We start from the raw sequence: 22,155 nt of genomic DNA, 5'->3' as shown, positions 1-22,155 counted from the left end.
TTTTATAACAAAAGCTCCAATTACTGAAAAGTGGTTGGAGTTTCTGGTTTGTATAACCTTGGTAAAAGTAGCGTTTTTACGAAATCATGATGTGGACCTTAGGTAAGTCAGTTTCACTGTAACTGTTGATGTAATATTCTATAGTAGTACCTGAGGGGTGTGTGTATTTAATGTTTTGGCCTGCAGTTATGTTTTTGCTGATTTTCTCTACACCATTTTGAAATATAGCAAAGTGGGCAGTTCCTGTTGCCGATTCGGAGAGCCTCATGTTGATACTTTTAAGCCCCTCAAATTTACCTGTGAAGAGCGATTTCTTTGTCGAAGTACTTTTAGCCAATCGTGCATAAAGTTCAAGTATTCTCATAAAAATTTACTTGGTTAGTTTACTACTTGTTAGGCTTTTCAGATGTACTTCTGTTTTTACCATTGTCGTAGTCAGACGCTAAACTTGAGTTGTCTAGTTTTAAAGTCAATTCAAATTTGGATAACCTTAATAGTAAAGCGTTACCCTAAAAGGGTGGTTCTCGTCAATACCTATAAAGAGGTATAGTGTTGAAGAATGTTTGTATCAAAAAGACTCTAACTACTGAAACCCACTGTCGCAGGTTTTCCAAACCTGTGACTCATTATGGGCTCTTGAGGACTCTGTCCGTATCATTTAAGCCTTCAACTCATTACCTACTTAGCGTAACTCAGCGCCCTCCGCGGTTAAATAACTTGTGAGATGGCTTCACGTTGGCGCTTTCCTTTCAATTGACATAGATAGGTTCGCCATGACGAAATATTTGGCTTTGGTGTTGTATTGAAGAATCGATTTAGGTCACTTTCAGAGGTTCTCACTGTCGCAGGTTTTCCAAACCTGTGACTCATTATGGGCTCTTGAGGACTCTGTCCGTATCATTTAAGCCTTTAGCTAATTACCTACTTAGCGTAACTCAGCGCCCTGCACGGTTAAATAACCTGTGAGATGGATTGGTTCGCCATGACGATGTAGTAGATGTTGGGAGTACAAATGTTTGTTTTTTGAGTAGCTATCGGTCACCGCCATTGCGTGGCACGAAGCAATCTCTTCTGAAATAGTGGCGAGCAAATGTTTAATAAACTCATCCTATTAACAGGACTTTGCGCCCCTCTGCGCTCTTTGCGGTTAGAGCTCCATTTTCATGGTTATTTTCACTTTGGCACGCTTTTGGGAAAGTACCTAGTACAACCAAATAAAACTCAAAATGAAAAAAGCATTACTCGGTCTAAGCCTACTCTTTCTAATATCCAGTTGCGATATTGTTTATGTAGAAGAAGCTCCCATTGATTCAAGAAACCTTTTTACTGGTCGGTATGAGGTAGAAGAATACAGCGAGACTTATGATGAATTAACACTATACGATATGCGTGTAGTAAAAAATAGTGATCCGTATAGCAGCGTGGTGTACTTAAGAAATTTCTATGGAGCAGATATTGAAATATATGCCAACGTTTATGGTGACGAATTAAGAATCCCTCGTCAAACAGTAAACGGCTACCTGATTAAAGGTGTTGGCCATATAGAATATAGCGATATTGTGCTTACCTATTCTGTAGAAGATTTAACAAGTAACAGCTACATCGATTTTTGTAATACTGTAGCCTATCGAAGATAAATTGTTGTTTTGAGATTGACCGGGGCCGGCTTTCCGTTTGGGAGCTGGCTCTTTTTTTTGCAAAATATTAAGATCGAGTTCATTTTACCAGTAGCTAGTCGTTTGTAATTCAAGGCTTTCAGTAAAATTAGTTGCATTAAACTTAAAAAAAGGGGCTTTGTTAGATTCTCAGTAGCCAACTACCAAATAACCCGTCAATTACACCGCTAATCCAAAATGATCTAGCTACCTTTGCGGCTCATTTAACAAAGAATTATTGAATAATTTTAGCAAACTAGGACTTTCTCAATCCATTATTGAAGTTCTTGATCAACTGGGGTTCGATACTCCAACCCCTGTACAAGAAAAGGCCATTCCAATGTTGTTGCAAAACGACCCAACAGATTTTATTGGATTGGCTCAAACGGGTACAGGTAAGACAGCTGCATTTGGACTCCCATTGATTGACTTAATCGATCTGGATGATCCTACAACTCAAGCCATTGTAATGGCTCCAACACGTGAACTAGGGCAACAAACAGCGCAACAACTGGTAAGTTTTGCGAAAAATAATAGAGCCCTTAATATTGAAGTGGTTTATGGTGGTGCGGCCATCATGGGCCAAATTAAGGCGCTAAAGAGACCAACGCAGATTATTGTAGCAACTCCAGGCCGTTTGATTGATTTGATCAAAAGGAAAGCGGTGAATTTAGAAAATGTAAAATATGTCGTGCTCGATGAAGCAGATGAAATGCTCAATATGGGCTTTAAAGAAGACATAGATGAAATTCTATCTTATACGCAGGAAAATAGAGTGACATGGCTTTTCTCGGCTACTATGCCGAAGGAGATCAGAAGGATTGTTAGTAAGTACATGGACAACCCATTAGAGGTTGCGGTAAACACTGAGCAGAAAAGTAATGTAGACATTACGCATAAGTATGTAATCACTAAAGCGGCCAATAAGATACCTTCGCTTAAACGTTTCTTAGACATTCAGCCCGACATGCGCGGTATTATGTTTTGTCGAACCAAACGCGAAACACAAGAGATTGCAGACGAACTAGGCCAAATGGGCTACGGGGTAGAGGCACTTCACGGTGATCTTTCCCAAGCACAAAGAGATGCCGTGATGAAACGTTTCAAAACACGTTCAATGCAATTGTTAATTGCCACTGATGTAGCAGCAAGAGGTATTGATGTAAACGATTTAACACACGTTTTACACCATTCTATTCCCGATCAATTGGAAAGCTATACGCACCGAAGTGGTAGAACAGGTAGAGCGGGTAATAAAGGAACTTCATTGGTGTTTATTAACCCAAGAGAAAGCCGTAAAATCACTGAGCTTGAAAGACGAATCAAAGTAAAATTTGAACGTATTGAAGTGCCTACTTTAGAAGAAATGAAGTCGAGCAGAATTAACAGCTGGGCAAATCTAATCATCAATACTAAAGTAGACGACCAAGCAGACAGTATTCTAAAAACCGTAAGTGAGCGCTTTAGCGATTTAAGTAAAGAAGATTTACTTAAACGTTTAATTACAACTCAACTGGATCACATTATGACTCCAGACGAGGATGTAAACTTGAACGAAACGCACGGTGGATCGCCTGCCAATCGCGATAAGAGCGGCTTTAATCGTTACTTCATTAATGTAGGCGAGATTGATGGTATGACCAATGCCGATATCATTCACTTCTTGTCAGATGTGTCTGGAGTAGATAGAAAATTCTTTGGCGATTTATCGCTACAGAAAAACTGCTCTTACTTTGATGTAGACAGTACTAAAGACAAAGGTTTTGGTGAAAGTTTTGAAGGTACTGAAATTCAAGGTAGAAGTATTCGTGTAAACAGAGACGAAGACGGAAGACCTCGCAAAAGACGTAGCGATTCTTTCAACAAAGGAGGTAGTTACGGTGGTGGTAGCAGTTATGGAGGCGGAGGCCGAAGTAAACGCCCAGATCGTGACAAGCGTCCTGATCGAGATAAAGGAAGACCAAAAAGAAGAAGAAGATTATAGGATCTTGAATTACATATCTAAAACCTGCCATTTTGTGGCGGGTTTTTTTATGCTTTGAAATTTGTTTTGCTACTTAATAGTAGGAGATGAGCCTGAAAATCAGAGTATTCTCAAAGCCAATTCACCGTTTAAACAAGCTAAACTTAATTAATTGACTATTTCTTTGCCAATTAATTAAAAAGACATGAAAGACCAACTAATTCCGTATCTTTGCCATTGTAAAAGTTAATAACCCACCTCGATTGTCTCTTTGTTCTCATCTAGATTAATTTAATTCGGTTTTTTTACTTCACATTTATGACCTTTTCGGCTTAAGGCCGTTACAAGATAAAAAATAGGATTTGGCCCTATAAAAACATGGATTTGAGTGCCACTTTAGTTTACGCTAACTCAGAGCCGCTTTAATAACAATGATTAATTAATAATGCAAGGAACAGTAAAATTCTTCAATGAAACCAAAGGTTTTGGATTCATTACTCCATCAGACTCAAGCAGCGATATTTTCGTACACGTTTCAGGTCTAGTTGACGAAATTCGTGAAAACGATAAAGTTGAATATGAAGTAGAAAGAGGCAAAAAAGGATTGAACGCAGTTAACGTAACTGTAATCGATTAATCTCTTTTATACCTAATTAAGAAAGACAAATTATATACTTAGAACGGTTTTGGTGTTATGCCAAACCACTGAAAAACCCAAGGGTAATTCAATCTCTAGTATGTGATTTGTTTTTTTATGCCCTTTTGTGGCTAATCACAACATGGTTTGAAGTCACGCCCAATCTCAAAATCTAATGTGAGGAGGTTCCCACCCTCAACTGAAACCCACTGCTTCATCTGCTAAAGTTGGAGTATATTTTGCGTAAATTGCCATCGGTTAAAAAGTACTTTACCTAAAGGCTTTATTCCAAGTGGGCTTAGCTCATCTACAACTACAATACTTATGAAATTCGAAGAATACCGCATTGCCGAAGGCATTAAAACCAGTATTGAAAAACTGGGCTATAAAAAACCAACCGATATTCAGTACAAATCTATTCCACCCATCTTAAAGGGGGAAGATGTATTGGCCATTGCCCAAACGGGTACGGGTAAAACTGCGGCTTTTGCCATTCCAATTCTACATATTCTTCAGGAAAGAAAGCTGGGAAGTCGGCCCGATGGCGTAAAATGCTTGGTAATGGCGCCTACCCACGAGCTGGCATTACAAATTGAGCAGACTTTTAAAACTTTGGGCAAGCACACCCGAGTGGTGACTTATTGTATTCACGGTGGGGTAGACCAAGAGCCACAGATCAAGCAATTGGAAAAAGGAGTGGATGTGTTGATTGCCACACCAGGCCGCATGTTCGATTTGGTGAGCCAAGGCGCACTGAGTTTAAAACGAGTAGAGATTTTGGTCTTAGATGAGGCCGATCATATGCTCGATTTGGGTTTTATCAAAGACATTCGTGATTTGATGAAGCACTTGCCGAAGAAGCGCCAAACGCTTTTCTTCTCGGCCACCATTAATGAAGAAATTAAGGACTTGGCCTATTCGCTTGTTACTCGGGCTATTCGTATTCAAATTTCCCCCAAAGACCCTGTTGCCAAGAATATTGAGCATGCAATTGCCTTTATTGAAATGGATGATAAGCGTTTCTTCTTAGAGCGATTTATCAAGCAACATGAGGACCAAAAGATTCTCGTTTTTGTGCGCACTAAAGTAAGGGCAGAAAGGGTGAAGAAAGCCATGGAGCGTGTGCAGTTGGAAACGGATACCATTCACAGTGATAGAGAACAGAAGGAAAGAAAATCAGTCATGCAACGCTTTAGGTCTGGCGACTTAAAAGTGCTGATAGCCACGGATGTAAGTGCTAGGGGAATTGACATTCCCAATGTGGAATATGTAATCAATTATGACATGCCAGAGTCGGCCGAGAATTATGTTCACCGCGTGGGAAGAACAGGGCGAGGCTCCCAAAAAGGGCAGGCGCTTTCTTTTTGTGCCGAAGAAGAAAAACCAGTGTTGGCCGAAATCGAAGAGAACTTGGGCAAGCCTATTCAGCGCATGGAAGTGACGAATGACGATTACCAATACACCTTGGATATATCGGATGCAAAGGCCAATAACTGGCAGCAGTTGATCAAGGAAGCCGACAAAGAAAAAGCAGAATTTGAAGCCAAGAGATCGAAACGAAGAAAAAAGAAACGCTAAAAATCATTAATTGAATTAGTACAAAAAATTGAAGAACGTTTAAGCTCATGCAGAACAATAATCAGATCAAATGTCCTAATTGTGGAACCAGTATCGATGTGCAAGATATTCTCGCTCATCAGTTAGAAGATGAGATCAAACAGAAGTATCAGGCGCAGTTGGCGCAAGAAAAGCAGAGGTATCAATCTGAAGTTGAAACACTGAACAAAGCGAAAGAGGAGTTTGAACAGAAGAAGAAGGAGGCCAATGAACTTTTCAAAGAGCGACTCGATAAGCAGCTACGCGAAGAACGTAAGGCCATGGAAGAGAAGTTGAAGCATCAACTTCAGGCTGAGCAATTGGATCAATTTGAAACACTTCAAAAAGAGCTTAACGAAAAATCAGAGCAGATTAAAGAGCTGAACCGCACCAAAGCAGAGATAGAAAAGCTAAAACGCGAGAAATCGGAATTGAAGGAAATTGCAGAAGCCGAAGCCCAGAAAAACCTCAATGCCACATTAATTGCCGAAAGGGAGAAAATTAGGAAAGTTGAGGAAGAAAAGAATGAAATGCGTTTTAAAGAAATGCAGAAGCAGCTGGAAGACCAAAAGAAGCTTACCGAAGAAATGAAGCGTAAGCAGGAGCAGGGCTCTATGCAGCTGCAAGGCGAAGTGCAAGAACTGGCCATTGAAGAATGGCTGATGGGGCAATTTCCTTTAGACAGCATTGAAGAAATTAAGAAAGGCGCCAGAGGTGGCGATTGTATTCAAATCGTAAATACCCGTGCCCGCCAGAATTGCGGCACCATTTACTACGAAAGTAAACGCACCAAAGACTTTCAGCCCAGCTGGATTGAAAAATTTAAAGCAGACATCCGCGAAAGAGGTGCCAATATTGGCGTTTTAGTTACTGAGGTAATGCCTGCAGGAATGGACCGGATGGGCTTAAGAGACGGCATTTGGATTTGTAATTATGACGAATTCAAAGGGCTTTGTGCGGTGCTGCGTGAATCCATTGTACAACTCAGTATGGCGGTAAGTTCACAGGAAAACAAAGGCGATAAAATGCATATGCTTTATGATTTCCTCACCAGCAATACCTTCCGCATGCAGGTAGAAGCCATTGTTGAAGGCTTCACCTCTATGAAAAATGGTTTGGACAGTGAGAAAAGGGCCATGCAACGCATTTGGAAAGAACGCGAAAAACAAATTGATAAAGTGGTAACCAATACCATCGACATGTACGGCTCCATCAAAGGCATTGCTGGCAACGCCATTCAATCTGTGAAAGCTTTAGAGTTGCCTGGAGAGTTTGAAGAACAGGATCAATAAAAGGCGATTCTTTCTTAATATTATAACCATGTACAATGAAACCTATATAGAGAATGCTGGCTTGGTCATCCTGTCAAGCTTTATTCCAGTGCTTTTTGAAAGACTGGGGCTGGTCATGGATTCAGCTTTTAATTCGGTAGAAGATCAAGAGAAAGCAGCTTTGTTGCTTCAGTATATTTTGTTAGATAACCCTCCAAAAGAAGAACACCGTTTGGTTTTAAATAAACTGTTTGCTGGATTGCCACTAGACCATGAAATCAAAAATGACTTTTCAGTTACACCTGATGAACTCAATACGATTCATAGTTTAATTGAAGCCGTTATTGCTCATTGGTCGGCAATTGGGAAAAGCTCAATTGAGGGTTTTCGTGGTTCATGGTTGTGGAGAAAAGGGAAGCTCGAAGAAATGGAAGAAAATTGGGTATTGTCCGTTGAAAGAAATGTCTACGATATGTTAATAGATCGACTTCCTCTTAGTATAACTCCAATTAAATTTTTCTGGATGCCGAAACCCATTATGGTAAATTGGCAATAGATCTGTCTTGATTTTTTTTCAACATAAAGTTATTTTTCATAGGTTTTATTGTCCAATAAGAGCTAACTTTCATCAATTTCACTACCAGGTGGCTGGCCGTTTTAGTATTATTGTTTGTGGTCAATCCATCTGCTTAATTTTTTACCATGACTGACCCTAGATCTAGAAAAACCCCTGGCGTTTATATAAACGAAGTAAATGCCTTTCCAAACTCAGTAGTACAAGTTCCAACGGCTGTTCCTGCCTTTATTGGCTATACGCCTCAGGCAGAATTCCAAGGCAAGAATTATTTAAACAAACCCGTTAAAGTGAATTCGTTTTTTGAGTTCGCACAATACTTTATGCTACCAAATGCTGCGCAGCAATACAGTCCGCAATACTACATTAAGGAGCAGAGCGCAGCACCAGCAAGCGGAGATTACCTCACTTTAGGAAAGAACATATACACACTCGACCCTGACCCAAACACCATTTACTATTTATACAACAGTGTAAGGCTCTTTTATCAGAATGGAGGGGGAACAGCCTACATTGTGTCGGTTGGCGGTTATGGAAGCCCCTCTGGAGCTGCAATGGCACATGGTGAAAATATATTCAACCCCAATGTTAAACTTTCGGAATTGAAGGCAGGCTTACAAACCCTTATTAAAGAAACAGAACCCACTATGTACGTAGTGCCCGAAGCCACTTTGCTCAGTAAGGACGACAATGCCAGTCTAATGCAGGCCATGCTAGGTCAGAGTGAAGAAATGCAAACCGCAGTTTCAATTTTAGATGTTTTGGGAGGTCACTCACCCGACCCTGTGCTTTATACCCAAGGTATTGATGATTTTAGAGAAGGCGTTGGCAACATAGGACTGAGTTATGGAGCGGCTTATTATCCGTTTCTGAAAACTACCATCACCCAAGCAAGCGAGTTAGATTATACCAATTTTAATGGCGGAAATACGGATGCATTATTTGCGCTATTACAAAAATTAGAAGGAGCCAATCCTGCATTAGAAGAGGCCATAGCGCTAATTAAAAATGCATCAACAGATGCAAATATTGGAGATATGAATCAGGCTTTGATGATTGCGAGTAAAGTATATAATCAACTGTTTAATAGCTTGTTGTCTGAAGTGAATGTACTTCCGCCCAGTGGTGCCATGGCAGGTATATACACTGTAGTTGATAATAATGAAGGCGTATGGGTCGCTCCAGCAAATGTGTCGATAAATGTTGTAATTAAGCCTACACTGGATATAAATAATAGAATGCAAGAAGACTTGAATGTTCCTTTAGATGGTAAGGCGGTCAATGCGCTTCGCTCATTTGTTGGTCGAGGTGTTTTAGTTTGGGGAGCAAGAACGCTTGAGGGCAACAGTAACGATTGGCGCTATATTAATGTGCGTAGAACGATGATTATGATTGAACAGTCCATTAAAGCGGCAACTATGGCTTATGTATTCGAACCGAATGACGCCAATACTTGGGTGAGTGTTCAATCGATGATCAGTAGTTTTTTAAACAGTGTTTGGAAACAGGGTGGACTTGTGGGGGCAAAACCTGCAGACGCTTTTAGTGTATCGGTAGGTTTGGGTAGTACAATGACAGGCGAGGATATTTTGAACGGCATTATGAGGGTTACCGTGAGTGTAGCTGTTGCCCGTCCGGCTGAGTTTATTGTAATAACGTTTCAACAGCAAATGCAAAAAGGGTAAAAAAGAAAAGCCAGTTTAAACATCGTCTAAACTGGCTTTATCACTCTACTCTACTTTTTAATTATGCTTTGGTTAACTGCACGTTGAGCAACAATTTTACATTATCACCAACCACAACTCCACCAGCTTCGGTTACCATGCTCCAGGTTAAGCCAAAATCTTTACGGTTGATACTGCCAGTAATCTCGAAACCAGCCTTGGTTTGTCCGTAGCCATCTTTCATAATACCACCATGCTCTACAGCCAATTCCACAGGTTTAGTAGTTTCTTTGATGGTTAAGTCACCTACTAATTTGTAATCGTCTCCTGAAACTTGCTTTAAAACACCTTTAAAAATCATGTTTGGATAATTTTCTGAATCGAAAAACTCAGGGCTTTTCAAGTGTGCATCACGATCTGCTACATTGGTGTCTACGCTAGATGTGCCAATGCTGAAGGTGGCATTTGCTCCATCAAAATTGTCTCCATTAGTTGCTAATCCACCTTCAAAACTTTTGAAGGAGCCCGTTACAGTTGAGATTACTAAGTGTTTTACTTTGAATTGAACCTCGCTATGTGTAGGGTCAATTTTCCATGTGGTTTTTGTTAAAGTTTCCATATGCTAATTTGTTTTTATGTTCACGTTCAATATGTCAAACTGTATGTACGTACATATAGTTCAAAATATTTCAAATATTTTTACTTGAAATCAATTGTCCTTTCTATTCATTACTGGGTGTCGCTAAATTTTAAGAGTCAAATCAGTCTGCTTATTGTTGCAGAAAAAGATTCATTGGAAAAACTGATTGCTGAGGTAAAGGATTTGTAATACTTTGCAGCTTATGGTATTTAGTATTATCCTTGGTCTGATTATTATTTTGATTTTAGCACTCAAGAAGTCCAACAAGAGTGATAAAGAGGTAACTCAACTTATGGCTACTCCGTCTAAATGGAAAGCCGTTCTCACCGAGCATGTCCACTTTTACCGTAATCTAAATGCCCATCAGCAGCGTCAATTCGAATCGGATATTCAACGGTTTTTAGCCGAAACACGGGCTACAGGAGTCCAAACCGAAGTGGATTTGGTAGATCGGCTTTTGGTGGCCAGTAGTGCCGTTATTCCCTTGTTCGGCTTTCCGGCTTGGAATTACAAATACTTAGATGAAGTGCTGCTCTACCCAAGCTCCTTCGACCGGAATTATAATATTGGAAGTAAAACCGAAATCATTACCGGAATGGTGGGCACAGGTGCTATGGAAGGTAAAATGATCCTATCCAAACCAGCTTTGCTTGCGGGGTTTGACATTAACAACGACAAGAAGAATGTGGGCATTCATGAGTTTGCACATCTATTCGATAAAGAAAACGGTGAAGTAGACGGTATTCCTCCCGGTTTTGAAGACAAAGCCTACGCATTACCTTGGTTGGACTTTGTGAAAAAGAAAACAGACGAAATACTGGCCAGTCACTCCGATATTGATGGTTATGGCACCACCAACCGACAAGAGTTTTTTGCCGTAGCCAGTGAATACTTTTTTGAAAGACCCCATTTGCTCAAAGAGAAGCATCCTCAATTGTATGAAACCCTCAGCAAAGTCTTTCATCAAGATTTAACCGCAGTTATTGACAAGGATTCTTACACCAAACCCAAGGCCATTGGCCGCAATTCACCTTGTCCCTGCGGCAGCGGAAAGAAGTACAAGCATTGCTGCGGAAAGGAGTGAGGATCGAAGGATAATTCCATTGTTCTAGTCTTGATCTCGCTAAGACTAAAAGGGATAAGATAAGGCGGTAAGGTCGCAGCAAGACGCTACGACCAGAGTGAGCAAGTACCTAAGACTATCTTGGTCTTTTACTGAAAAAGCGTTTTCCACAAGTCAACAATAACCGTATTCGGTAACCAAGAGGTAATGTCTGTAAATGAGTTGTTAAAGCCAGTAGCGGCTACTTTTCCAGTGCCTATTTCACCAAGGAAAGCCTTTTCGCTTAATGGTTTTAGGTTGCCGTTTTCATCAAGTCGAATAGGGATGATTTCGTCAAAGTATTTCAAGGTGAATGCTTCAGATTTAGCAAATTCATGTCCTTGGCCGGGTTCTTCTGCAAAAATCCATTTAGCGCCAAACCTGCGGTTGACAGAGTAAATACCTTTCACAATATTGTTGCGATATGGATTATCAATTTCACCTGTGAGGAAAACGCCTGGCACTGCCCGTGTGGCCTCAGAAGCCAAGGCCGTATAGTAAACGCCTCCTTTATTCACGATAAACGTAATTACCCTTTCTGGCTTCCAGCAAGCAAACTCATAGTTAAATTCACCACCAGCCGACATGCCCCATAAAGCAAATGGAACAGTATTCAGTTCAGGGTGTCCACTTTTTGTTGCCAATCGGCTCAGTACGTCTAACATGGCCTGACCCGTTCCGTTTTTCACATCAGCATATTGCTCAATGGCCATATTCGGGCTGCGTTTGTCTTTAATGTCTGCCGCCAAAATTGCCATGTTGTGTTTATTGGCCAAAGCTTGCCACTCTGGCTGGTATACCATATCACGGCCATTGCCATTCGAGCCGGGAACCATCACAATTACACCTCTTACTCTTTGAATGTCCTTTCCAATCCATAAGCGAAAAGCTGCTTTTTGGAAGTTGTTTCCATTCATTACACTGTCTTCAAGAATGGTTTGTCCATTGGCGAATGAGAAATTAAGAAGCAATAAGCTGAAAATGATAAAGTTTTGAGTGATCTTCCTTTTGGTCATATTGTTTTGTTTACCCCTAATTTAGTGAGCTACACGGATTTTAAAAATTGAAACCACTAAACAAAGATCATTTTTGTCTGTCGTGTTTCGCAGTTATATTGTGCTTTATTAAGTAATTTATTATCTCATTTTTTATAAAAACTCAAACAATGATCAAACGCCTGTTTACCTTTCTTATGCTGATCACTACTACAGTAGTGATGGCGCAGAATCCGCTACCACTCAGGAAGTCGGTGGAAACTTCAAAGCGTGCTATCCGAATGGATGTACCGCTTCCCAACCCTATTATGAATGCTTTCGAGGCTAAAACGAGAGATTTCTCAGGGAAACCCGGGCCAAATTATTGGCAATTAGAAACTGACTATACCATTAAAGCCACTTTAAACCCGCAAACTCAGACCATTTGGGGTAGCGAAGTGATTAAGATTCATAATAATAGCAATCAGCCGATGGACAGAATTGTGTTGAGGTTGGATCATAATATTTTCCGTGCCGATGTACCTAGAGGTTCTTCTGTTCCGGCAGAAACTACTGAGGGAATGGTCGTTACACGTATAGTGGTGAATGGCGACCAAGTAGATTTAGGCGCTCGTACTAGCTTTAGAAGAAGAGGTGGGGAGCCGAAATTTCAGGTAATGGGTCTGCAACAAACCGTTGCTACCATTTTTCTGGCTGAGCCAATTCCAGCAAAAAGCACTGGTACGTTAGAAATTGATTGGAATACAAAATTGCCAGGTGGCGAAAACGGTAGAGGACATAGAATGACCCAGCGTTGGGGAAGCAATGTTTTTCAGCCTACACAGTGGTTTCCGCGTTTGGCTAAATTTGACGATATGCGTGGTTGGGAAACGAATGTTTATTTAGGCCCAACTGAGTTCTTCAATAACTTCGGTCGTTTTGATGTAAGTATTGACGTACCTGCAGGTTGGATCGTAAGCGGAACAGGAGTTTTGCAAAACCCTGAAGAAGTGCTTTCAGCCCAAACACGAGAGCGTTTAACCAAAGTGCTTGATTCTGATGATGAAATTGTAATTGTAGGCGAAGATGAAAGAGGTGCTGGAAAAGCTACTGCAGAAGGAGAAAGCCTGGTTTGGCGTTTTGTAGCCGATAAAGTGAATGATTTTGCTTGGGCTGCTTCACCAGACTTTATGTGGACGGCCACAAGAGCTACTATTCCTGAAAAAGGACCAATTCCAATTCACATGGTATACTTGCCAGAAAGAGCAAGACTTTTCGAAAGAGCCGGAGAGATTACAAGACATGCTTTGGAATTCTATTCTGATCTTTGGGCGCCTTATCCTTTCCCCCAAATGACCATGCAAGATGGGCCAAGTGCTGGAATGGAATACCCGATGGTGGTAAACTCTAACCAAGGAGCTGCCGATCATGAAGTGGCGCACCAATGGTGGCCAATGATGGTGGGTACCAACGAAACCCGTTATGGCTGGATGGACGAGGGCTTTAATACCTACATGAACATTCTTTCTGCTGCCGATAGTAGAGGCCAACCTGCTAATTTGAATGGAAGAGGAGCGAGCTACGGTCGTAGAAGTGGAGATGATGATGAAGCGACAATGATGTGGTTGTCAAACTACGCTGGAGACGGATATAGCTTCCAAACTTACAGTAAAGCGCCTTTAATGCTATCAATGTTAGGAGGAATAGTGGGAGATGAAGCTGTAATCAACGCCATGAAGAAATACACCAAAACTTGGGCTTTTAAACACCCTTCGCCTTGGGATTATGTGTTCTTTATGAATAATGAATTAGGACAAAATCTTGAGTGGTTTTGGTACTATTGGTTATGGACTACCGAGTCGGTGGATGGTTCAATACAGAAAGTGAGTACAGGATCAACTACCAATGTTACGGTACATCAAGCAGGTCAAATGCCTTCACCAGTGGTCCTTAAGGTTGAATTTGAAACGAGTGGTCCGGGCATCAAGTCAATGAGCAATGCAAAAATGATTGACGCCAATACAGCCGTTGTTACTTGGCCAGCCAGCGTTTGGTTTAATGGCGATCGTACTTTCAATGCTGAATTGAAATTTGGTGGAAGAAAGATTAAGAAGATCACGCTTGACCCTGACGGCAGATTCCCAGACAACAATGCTGCGGATAACGTTTGGGAGAATAAATAGGAGGTAATATTTAGTGTTCCGTGCACAGTAGATTGTAAAAAGGCTTGCTAATTGATTTAGTAAGCCTTTTTTTGTTGTCATTGCGAGAAATAGGCTTCGCGATAGCGAAAGACTATGACGCGGTAATCTGTTCTCTATACGATAACCAGTTTTTTGCTGAAAATCGAAAGTAAGACTGCTTCGTTCTAGCCCATTACTATCGCATGGCCTGCGTCTCGCAGTGACGTAACTAAACACTGAGCACCAGCCACTAACTCTTACGTTCCACTTCTCTTAAATTCTCAAGTTTCTTATTTCTTAAGAAGCCTGTAACATCTTCGAAGTGTTCTTTAATGCGTTGATTTCCGAACTCGAATACTTTGGTAGCTAAACCGTCTAAGAAATCACGGTCGTGAGAAACTAGAATTAATGTACCTTCGAATGCTTTAAGCGCATCTTTTAAAATGTCTTTGGTGCGAATGTCCAAGTGATTGGTAGGCTCATCCAGAATCAAAACATTTACCGGTTGAAGCAGTAATTTGATCATTGCCAAACGGGTACGTTCACCACCTGAAAGTACTTTCACTTTCTTTTCAATGGCATCGCCAGAGAACATAAAAGCGCCAAGAAGGTCTTTGATTTTTGTACGCACATCGCCATGCGCAATTTCATCTATGGTTTGAAAAACGGTGAGGTTTTCGTCTAAGAGCGAAGCCTGATTTTGCGCAAAATAGCCAATCATAGAATTGTGCCCAATCTGTAAGCTGCCATCAAAATCAATTTCGCCCATCATGGCTTTTACAAAAGTGGATTTTCCTTCACCATTTTTACCAATAAACGCTACTTTTTCGCCACGTGCGATGGTGAGTGATACATCTTTGAAAACCGTATGCTCACCATATTTTTTAGTTAAGCCATCTGCAATTACTGGGTAATTACCAGAGCGGGGGGCAGGAGGGAACTTCAAATTTAAAGCAGAAGAATCTACTTCATCTACTTCCACAATTTCCATTTTCTCAAGCATTTTTACCCTAGATTGAACTTGTAAAGTTTTAGAATAAGTGCCCTTAAAACGATCTATAAACTGCTGAATTTCTGCAATTTGTTTGGCTTGATCGTCAAATTGCTTTTGCTGCTGTTCGCGCCTTTCTTTGCGTAACTCTAAATAATGTGAATAATTGGTTTTGTAATCGTAAATACGGCCTCTCGTAATTTCTATGGTTCTGTTAGTGAGATTATCGACAAAGGCCTTGTCGTGGCTGATTACGATTACCGCCTTAGCACTGGTTTTTAAGAAATCCTCTAGCCATTGTACCGATTCAATATCCAAGTGGTTTGTAGGCTCATCGAGAAGAATAAGATCAGGTTTCTGCAAAAGGATTTTAGCCAATTCAATACGCATTCTCCATCCACCACTGAACTCGCTGGTAGAGCGGTTTAAATCGGAACGAACAAAACCCAATCCCATTAAGGTTTTTTCTACCTCAGCATCAAAATTGATTTCTTCAATGCTATAGTATTTTTCGCTGAGTTCAGAAACTTGCTCTATGATTTTACTATAAGCATCAGATTCGTAATCGGTACGTGTTTCTAGCTGATGAGTCAAATCATCCATCTGCTTTTTCATGTTGATGATTTTTGAGAAGGCTTTAGAAGCTTCTTCAAAAACAGTACACTCGTCTTTAGTCAGTAAATGTTGCGGTAAGTAGGCCACAACAGCATCTTTAGGAGCCGAAATTTTGCCTTGGGTAGGTTTACTTTCTCCAGCAATAATTTTTAACAAAGTGGATTTTCCTGCCCCGTTCTTCCCCATGAGGGCAATACGGTCATTGTCGTTCACATTAAAAGTAACATTGCTAAATAGGGTGGTGCTACTAAACTCAACACCAACGGCATCTACTGAAATCATAAGGGATTAATTTGGCCGCAAAGATATAGATTTGAAGTAGGTAAGTGCTATTTGAAGAAAAGATATCTAATAGGTGAAATCTATTTGATACGGTTATTGTAGGTGATCATTATGTTAGAGTTTTAGTGGTTACTGTTTTTATTAAATCAGTAATACAGTGAACCTAAACAAGAATATCGGTTTTTGGTATTTTTAATCGTCTACAAATTGTACTTTTGTATTCCTCTTAATCAGAACGACTAATAACTATTCATTGCTCCATCGAGTTACGTACACATTAACCGCGTGTAAATATGAATATAGTTAACACCATTATTTTTCAAGCTTCATCTTTTTTTAAAAAGGTGTACGAATGAGCTTAGACGTAAAAAATACTGAAATGAAGCCCATTGAAGGCTTTAAGTACTTACATATTGTAAGTATGTTTTTTGTTACCACACTTTTAATATCCAGCATATTATCGATGAAAGTAATTACGCTCGGCTTTTTAGATGCACCAGCCGGTATCATTACTTTCCCAATTGCATTTATATCTGGCGATATACTGGCAGAAGTTTATGGGTTTAAGATTACACGCAGAGTGATATGGACAGGTCTTTTTTGTCAATTACTGATGAGTGTTATGTTTTTAATCGGTGATGCACTGCCTTACCCTGAATACTGGGAGCTTCAGAGTGAATTTTCAGCAATTGTAGGCTTTGTACCTAGGGTTGTGGCCGGAGGAATGATAGCCTATTTTATTGGTGAATACCTTAATGCAATGGTAATGTCGAAAATGAAAATATGGGATCGAGGAAAGAGATTTTGGCTAAGAGCGCTTAGTTCTTCACTTGTAGGTCAGGGGCTTAATTCTATAGTATTTACTATAGTTGCATTTTATGGAGTTTATTCTTTTAATCAACTTCTTATTATGATTGGTTCGGGAATATTGACAAAAATGGTGTATGAAATTATTGCCTTGCCACTCACAAATTATGCTACCAAATGGTTAAAGCGAAACGAAGGGGTTGATGTATTTGATTATGGTGAAAAGTATAGGCTGTTAGAGGTTAAAAAAGTCGATTAAATGCGCTTAAACGTACTAAGTCAATAATTCATTAATTCTAGGAATCACTTTTTCAATAAGGTGAGCTTTGTCAAACACTTCAACTTTCAAGTCTGGGTTCAAGCTTATATCCTTAGCATCGGCACCAGTAATTATTAGAAATTTATCGGTTTTAAATTTGCCAGATTTGCTAAGTATTGAAGCCAATTCAGTACCTGATAATTTTGGCATGTTTTGATCGGATATAATCAAATCATACTTTTTCTTTTCTATTAATAACAGCGCATGGTCTCCATCTTGGGCTTCGTCAATTTCGACTTCACCATCGACCAACATACTCACAAAGTCGGCTGTTGTTTTACGCATGTCTTCATGGTCATCAATGATCAAAACGCTTTTCATAAATTTAAATATATGATATTTTAAAGTAACAAGATGAAAGTTAAACGCGGAGAAAGATCCCTGAATTCTAATCTCAGATATACTCACGTATATGATTATACTCAGGCCTGTGTTAGTTGATGGTTGGAAAGATACAATCAATCCTTGATAAATCAAGAAGGTAAAGTTTAAAGATTTACGGGCAGCTACCGTCTTTGCCTGTTATAAGAAAATGGTTTCAACTTTAATTTTTTTCTGTTTCTGGCACGAATAGTTGGTTGATAACTACTGAATGAAGTAAGTATATAACACATACTCAGCACAAAAGGCTTTAAACAAAAAAGAAGAGGTGGGACTAATCCACCTCTCCAAACCTCTCATCTCCACACATTCTTACCACTTTGGGTGTGAAGGTGCCCAAAACTTCAACTAACTCGGTTTGGTGCGCCATTACCTCGTGAATATTCTTATATACTTGAGGGGCTTCATCTAAACCTGAGCCGATCAGCGTTACTCCAGCTTTTTTAATGTGCTTTTTGACTTCCTTTTTAGAAAGCGTTTGCTTGGCTCTGGTTCTAGAAAGTACCCTTCCAGCTCCATGCGAAGCTGAATTGATGGATTCTAGATTCCCTTTGCCTTTTACAATAAAACCAGGAGAAGTCATTGAACCCGGGATAATTCCTAAAACTCCTTCACCCGCTGGAGTGGCTCCCTTTCTATGCACAATGACTTCATTTCCATCTAAATCTTGCTCTTTCCAAGCAAAGTTGTGGTGGTTCTCAATCAATGCTAGAGGCTTTTCTCCCAAGGCAGCAGCCAATCTTTCGTGAATTTGATGGTGACAAGCCGAAGCATAATCGCCTGCTAAATTCATGGCCAACCAGTATTCTTGTCCTGCTTCAGTGTCTAAATCCAACCAAGCCAAATGTTTGGCTTCTCCCGGTAATTTGGTCATATCCATGGCCAGCTTGGTGTAATGTCTCGCGATATTCGCACCAAGTCCCCTCGATCCCGAGTGAGAAAGTACCGACAGGTATTTGCCAATTGGCAGGTTGAATTCATTGTCACCATTCAGAATTTCAGCAATACCAAATTCCACAAAGTGATTACCACCACCAGAAGAACCAATTTGCATCCAAGCTTTGTCTTTCAATGATTTCAAAATATTGATTTCATTGAAAAGAGAACTTTCAAGCACTGCATGATCCTTCGGTCTTTTGAAAACCGCCTGACCAAATTTGGTGTTTTCCAAGAGCAAGTCCTTCAAAGTTTCAGTACTTTGATGGGCAAAAGCAGGTGGAATGTCATAAATAGTCATACACATTCTACAACCTATATCAACACCGACAGCATAAGGAATTACCGCATTGTTTGTGGCCAATACGCCTCCAATTGGTAAACCATAGCCTTGGTGCGCATCGGGCATTAGTGCTCCATGCTTGGATACTGGCAGTTTCATTGCAATCTCCATTTGGTTGATTGCGCCTTGCTCAATACCTTCCGCTCCATATATACTATATGGTATCCGCTTTTCCCTCAAAGCCAAAGTTTCATTATGCTCTGTTTTAATGATCAAAGCCATCGCCACTGGGCCTAATACTTCGTGCTTTAAGTAAAGGCCTGGGTTTTCAACCACTTTCTTCAATGCGGCTTTCTTATGCAGAATGGATTTTCCTTTGAAATGCTCTTCCAATACCTTCATGGCTTCGCCAATGGCTCTGCCTTCAGGAAATCCGAGCTTTCTTAAGTCTTTTCCAGTTAATTTTCTCGTTGCCATAATTTCCAACGGTTTTTAATTCTCTTGTACTTATTCCTCTTAATATGCTTTTTTAGTTCATCCACATTGTCATTGTCGAATGAAGCAAAAAGGCCTTTTCGGTAGTGTTGAATGGCTTCTTTATAGTTACCAAGTGCCTCTTCAACCATTCCGAGTTTTTCGTGAACAAAGGTTTTGTCAATGCAATCAACCTTAATGGCTTTCTTCATTAATGCTTTAATCCCTTCGTACTTTTTATGATCCAGATAGAGTGTAGTGAGTTCTTCATATACCTCCTTATAATCTGGTTTAAAACGTAAGGCCAATTGATAATGCCTTTCGGCCAATGCCAGATTAATATGGTGATAATGATACATGTCACCTAATTTAGCGTGTAATTTTGGGTAACCTGGTTCTTCCATCAGCCCGTTTTCAAACAGTCTTTTGGCTTCCTCATAGCGCCCATCATACATGGCATCTTCTGCCAACTGAATCACATTTTCGATGTATTCTTCGTAAATGTCCATTGTATTTAAATTCAGAGGGCAGGGGATACCTGCCCTCAGGTTTTTAGTTTATTCATAATCAAATTCTAATTGCGAATCTATTACAATCCGCCCCCTAACCACCCCCGCCATGCTTGCGCTCTATCTTCGGCATACGCGCAGCGGGGGACAACTACCTAGAGAAAATCTCTTTCAATTGGTCTACTACTTGGTTACCACCAGATAGTGAGATGTTGTTGATCTTATCCGCGATCTTTTCAACATATTCCATCTCTTTTAACTTGAACAACATTTCGTTGTCTTCCATCAATTTAGCGGTGTTCAACAAGCTTCTTGTAGAAGCTGTTTCTTCCCTTCTGGTGATTACGTTGGCTTGTGCTTGCTTTTGAGCTACCAATACTTGGTTCATGATGTCTTTGATTTCACCAGGCAAAATGATGTCCTTGACACCACAGTCCTTGATCTCAATCCCCAAGTCTTTCGCCTTGTCTTTAAGGGTACTTTTTACGTAATCAGCAATAGCAGTTTTCTGCTCAAGCAATTCATCTAAAGTAAACATGCCAATGAACTCTCTTAAGGCCAGTTGCATTAATACATACAATTGCTTTTCGGCATCCTTATTCTCCACCAAGGTTTTAACAATATCAACCACCTTGTATTGGCTGTAAAAGTTGATCCTTAATGGGGCTTTGTCTTTGGTCAAAATTTCTTGACCAGATACCTCCATTTGCAATTGTCTCATGTCGGCTTTTAGCAAGCTTAAAGCCACTTCGTTTTTCCAGAAGTAGAATTCGCCTGCATTTAATTGCTTGTAGAACTCACCGTTTACGAATAGGATGGCTTTTTCGTAAGTCTCCACTTTACAGACCCTGATGTAAGGCACCAATTCCTTTCTCTTCATTACCGTAAGGTCAACTGGCTCAGTAATTTCAATTTTACTTAAGTCAGCTTTCACAAACTTGTAATCGATAAGCCCTTTCCAGAAAGCATACTTTCCTGGAGACAATACAGTTTTGAAATTTCCATCTTCATACTGCATTGCAACCTCATTATCCTTCACATCGACAACCTCTAGCAATGCTGCCAACTTGTTATCTTTCAAAAGAATATTCAATTCTTTTGGTGCAATGAAAGGTTTGGCCAAGTCATATTCGATTACTTGATCGAAAACGGATACCCAGTAGGTACCTGCGGTGATTACAGTTCTGTAATCGCCTTTTCTGAAAACCAAACCCACTTTTCCTGTGTTGATTCGTATCCTTTTCATTTTTCAATTGTTTGTGAGGCTTTCTTTAAAGGCCTGAATGATAACCGGTTATTCTGAATTTATTTCAGAATCCGTCCGTCAAAATCAACTGAGAAAGATCCTGAAACAAGTTCAGGATGACTTCCAAAAACATTCAATCCTTTTGTCAAACCTCGGTTTAACGTTATCTATCACTATTGGCCAAATAATGTCATTCAAAATAGAAAGGGGAGAGGGCAAACCTTTTGTCGAAAACGGGAGCTTCATTGAGTCTGAATTCACAATGAGTTTTTGAAAGTTTGAATCATGAGTGGAGAAATTATTCTCTTTTCAATCATCTCTTTTTCAGAAAGTCATCAGCTGCATCAGGCGGTATCCTGTTGCTCTGGTCTTTTTCAAAATGCTCCATAGTTCTCCCTCAGGATTACTATGGGGTCTGCCCGACACCCCTTTCAGGTGTCACCGTTTTTTAAGAAGTCGGTACTTCTGAAATCAATAGAAACAAAATCTATCGCGTTTAACCACTCCGCCATCCCTTATTCAGGGAGTGGGATTCGAACCCACATGATTGATGTGTCACTCTAACCACTGAGTTATCTCGAATGTATCGAGAGAGGGATTCGAACCCTCGTCCTACACGTTATGGTGGGATTTCACCAAATAATAAGCAGCATACCGTGGCCTACTGGCTCGGTACTATGAGGGCTCTACTGAAACCCACATCAGGTCTTATACCCGATGGTCATCCCGTGGAAATGGTAGGATTCGAACCTACTCAGCCTTACGCATCGGTTTTACAGACCGACATAACTCTCCAGCTTTATCGCATTTCCATGTAGGTTATCCATTCATCGTTCTGGCGATCAACCAGTTCTTTTTCAGGATAACCTGCTAATTTCAAAAGAGCTTTTTCACACATCACAACCCGAACGAAGAGTTGCTTAGGGGCTTTAACCCTTCTCTTTGTTTAGGAGACACTCGTTCTGCCTCTCCTTTAGCGCGGTACCGGAGGGGTTCGAACCCTCGACCTGATCATAGACAGTGATCTATTCTACCCCTGAACTACGGTACCGT

19 protein-coding genes and 3 tRNA genes are annotated in these 22,155 nt (G+C 40.3%); 11 read left to right on the top strand and 11 right to left on the bottom strand.

The annotated features are described in order from the left end of the window. Positions 1–76: 76 nt before the first annotated feature. Positions 77–364 carry a hypothetical protein gene (locus tag AWW67_RS10225; protein ID WP_062301607.1) on the bottom strand — a complete coding sequence of 96 codons (288 nt, stop codon included), beginning with the start codon at positions 362–364 and terminating at the stop codon, positions 77–79. 862 nt (positions 365–1,226) lie between these two features. Here AWW67_RS10225 and AWW67_RS10220 point away from each other — a divergent pair. The 7 genes from AWW67_RS10220 to AWW67_RS10185 all read left to right on the top strand — a co-directional run bounded on the left by AWW67_RS10220 (position 1,227) and on the right by AWW67_RS10185 (position 9,381). After that, positions 1,227–1,637 carry a hypothetical protein gene (locus AWW67_RS10220; protein WP_062301606.1) on the top strand — a complete coding sequence of 137 codons (411 nt, stop codon included), beginning with the start codon at positions 1,227–1,229 and terminating at the stop codon, positions 1,635–1,637. Positions 1,638–1,893: 256 nt separating this feature from the next. Then, on the top strand, positions 1,894–3,639 hold the full coding sequence (locus AWW67_RS10210; protein WP_053224099.1) for a DEAD/DEAH box helicase: 1,746 nt from the start codon (positions 1,894–1,896) through the stop codon (positions 3,637–3,639). Between the two features lie 421 nt (positions 3,640–4,060). Then, positions 4,061–4,255: a cold-shock protein gene (locus tag AWW67_RS10205; RefSeq protein ID WP_053224098.1), complete on the top strand. Its 195-nt coding sequence runs from the start codon at positions 4,061–4,063 to the stop codon at positions 4,253–4,255. Between the two features lie 324 nt (positions 4,256–4,579). Continuing rightward, the gene (locus AWW67_RS10200; RefSeq protein WP_062301601.1) at positions 4,580–5,833 is read left to right on the top strand and encodes a DEAD/DEAH box helicase; all 1,254 of its coding nucleotides are present in this window, start codon (positions 4,580–4,582) and stop codon (positions 5,831–5,833) included. Positions 5,834–5,880: 47 nt separating this feature from the next. Next, the gene (locus AWW67_RS10195) at positions 5,881–7,143 is read left to right on the top strand and encodes a DUF2130 domain-containing protein (RefSeq protein WP_062301600.1); all 1,263 of its coding nucleotides are present in this window, start codon (positions 5,881–5,883) and stop codon (positions 7,141–7,143) included. 28 nt (positions 7,144–7,171) lie between these two features. Further along, positions 7,172–7,678: a contractile injection system tape measure protein gene (locus AWW67_RS10190; RefSeq protein WP_062301598.1), complete on the top strand. Its 507-nt coding sequence runs from the start codon at positions 7,172–7,174 to the stop codon at positions 7,676–7,678. A 146-nt stretch (positions 7,679–7,824) separates the two neighbouring features. After that, a complete protein-coding gene (locus tag AWW67_RS10185) occupies positions 7,825–9,381 on the top strand; it encodes a contractile injection system sheath protein (protein WP_062301597.1) in 1,557 nt (518 codons plus the stop codon). A 61-nt stretch (positions 9,382–9,442) separates the two neighbouring features. Here AWW67_RS10185 and AWW67_RS10180 read toward each other — a convergent pair whose 3' ends face one another. After that, on the bottom strand, positions 9,443–9,979 hold the full coding sequence (locus AWW67_RS10180; protein WP_062301596.1) for a YceI family protein: 537 nt from the start codon (positions 9,977–9,979) through the stop codon (positions 9,443–9,445). Between the two features lie 84 nt (positions 9,980–10,063). On the opposite strand from AWW67_RS10180, the gene AWW67_RS19195 reads away from it, so the two are divergent. Together AWW67_RS19195 and AWW67_RS10170 are read left to right on the top strand one after the other, a co-directional pair. Beyond that, positions 10,064–10,189, top strand: coding sequence for a hypothetical protein (locus AWW67_RS19195; RefSeq protein WP_260311411.1), 126 nt, complete (start codon positions 10,064–10,066; stop codon positions 10,187–10,189). A gap of 13 nt (positions 10,190–10,202) precedes the next feature. Further along, complete coding sequence (locus AWW67_RS10170) at positions 10,203–11,084, top strand: M90 family metallopeptidase (RefSeq protein ID WP_062301593.1); 882 nt, start codon at positions 10,203–10,205, stop codon at positions 11,082–11,084. Positions 11,085–11,212: 128 nt separating this feature from the next. On the opposite strand, the gene AWW67_RS10165 is transcribed toward AWW67_RS10170, so the two are convergent. Continuing rightward, positions 11,213–12,118, bottom strand: a complete 906-nt coding sequence (locus AWW67_RS10165; RefSeq protein WP_062301592.1) for a hypothetical protein — start codon at positions 12,116–12,118, stop codon at positions 11,213–11,215. A 149-nt stretch (positions 12,119–12,267) separates the two neighbouring features. On the opposite strand from AWW67_RS10165, the gene AWW67_RS10160 reads away from it, so the two are divergent. Beyond that, complete coding sequence (locus AWW67_RS10160) at positions 12,268–14,259, top strand: M1 family metallopeptidase (RefSeq protein WP_062301590.1); 1,992 nt, start codon at positions 12,268–12,270, stop codon at positions 14,257–14,259. A 250-nt stretch (positions 14,260–14,509) separates the two neighbouring features. On the opposite strand, the gene AWW67_RS10155 is transcribed toward AWW67_RS10160, so the two are convergent. Next, entirely contained in the window at positions 14,510–16,147 is a 1,638-nt protein-coding gene (locus AWW67_RS10155; RefSeq protein ID WP_062301589.1) for an ABC-F family ATP-binding cassette domain-containing protein, read from the bottom strand. A 352-nt stretch (positions 16,148–16,499) separates the two neighbouring features. Here AWW67_RS10155 and AWW67_RS10150 point away from each other — a divergent pair, with 352 nt between their 5' ends. Beyond that, a complete protein-coding gene (locus tag AWW67_RS10150) occupies positions 16,500–17,213 on the top strand; it encodes a queuosine precursor transporter (protein WP_053224088.1) in 714 nt (237 codons plus the stop codon). A 15-nt stretch (positions 17,214–17,228) separates the two neighbouring features. Here AWW67_RS10150 and AWW67_RS10145 read toward each other — a convergent pair whose 3' ends face one another. The 7 genes from AWW67_RS10145 to AWW67_RS10120 form a co-directional block, all read right to left on the bottom strand. Then, positions 17,229–17,594: a response regulator gene (locus tag AWW67_RS10145; protein WP_062301587.1), complete on the bottom strand. Its 366-nt coding sequence runs from the start codon at positions 17,592–17,594 to the stop codon at positions 17,229–17,231. 334 nt (positions 17,595–17,928) lie between these two features. Next, complete coding sequence (locus AWW67_RS10140) at positions 17,929–19,350, bottom strand: RtcB family protein (protein WP_062301586.1); 1,422 nt, start codon at positions 19,348–19,350, stop codon at positions 17,929–17,931. Then, on the bottom strand, positions 19,332–19,856 hold the full coding sequence (locus AWW67_RS10135) for a tetratricopeptide repeat protein (RefSeq protein ID WP_062301584.1): 525 nt from the start codon (positions 19,854–19,856) through the stop codon (positions 19,332–19,334). Before AWW67_RS10135 ends, AWW67_RS10140 begins: the two co-directional genes overlap by 19 nt. Positions 19,857–20,007: 151 nt before the next feature. Next, the gene (locus AWW67_RS10130; protein ID WP_062301583.1) at positions 20,008–21,102 is read right to left on the bottom strand and encodes a slipin family protein; all 1,095 of its coding nucleotides are present in this window, start codon (positions 21,100–21,102) and stop codon (positions 20,008–20,010) included. Between the two features lie 518 nt (positions 21,103–21,620). Beyond that, a tRNA-OTHER gene (locus AWW67_RS19055) sits at positions 21,621–21,683 on the bottom strand. 148 nt (positions 21,684–21,831) lie between these two features. Further along, positions 21,832–21,914, bottom strand: a tRNA-Tyr gene (locus AWW67_RS19050). A 167-nt stretch (positions 21,915–22,081) separates the two neighbouring features. Continuing rightward, positions 22,082–22,153: transfer RNA gene (locus tag AWW67_RS10120), tRNA-Asp, on the bottom strand. Between the last annotated feature and the right edge of the window lie 2 nt (positions 22,154–22,155).

This window comes from Roseivirga seohaensis, from assembly GCF_001592945.1.
GTDB classification, from domain to species: Bacteria; Bacteroidota; Bacteroidia; order Cytophagales; family Cyclobacteriaceae; genus Roseivirga; species Roseivirga seohaensis.
Note: the sequence above shows the minus strand (reverse complement) of the source record. Positions and strands in the feature narration are given on the sequence as shown.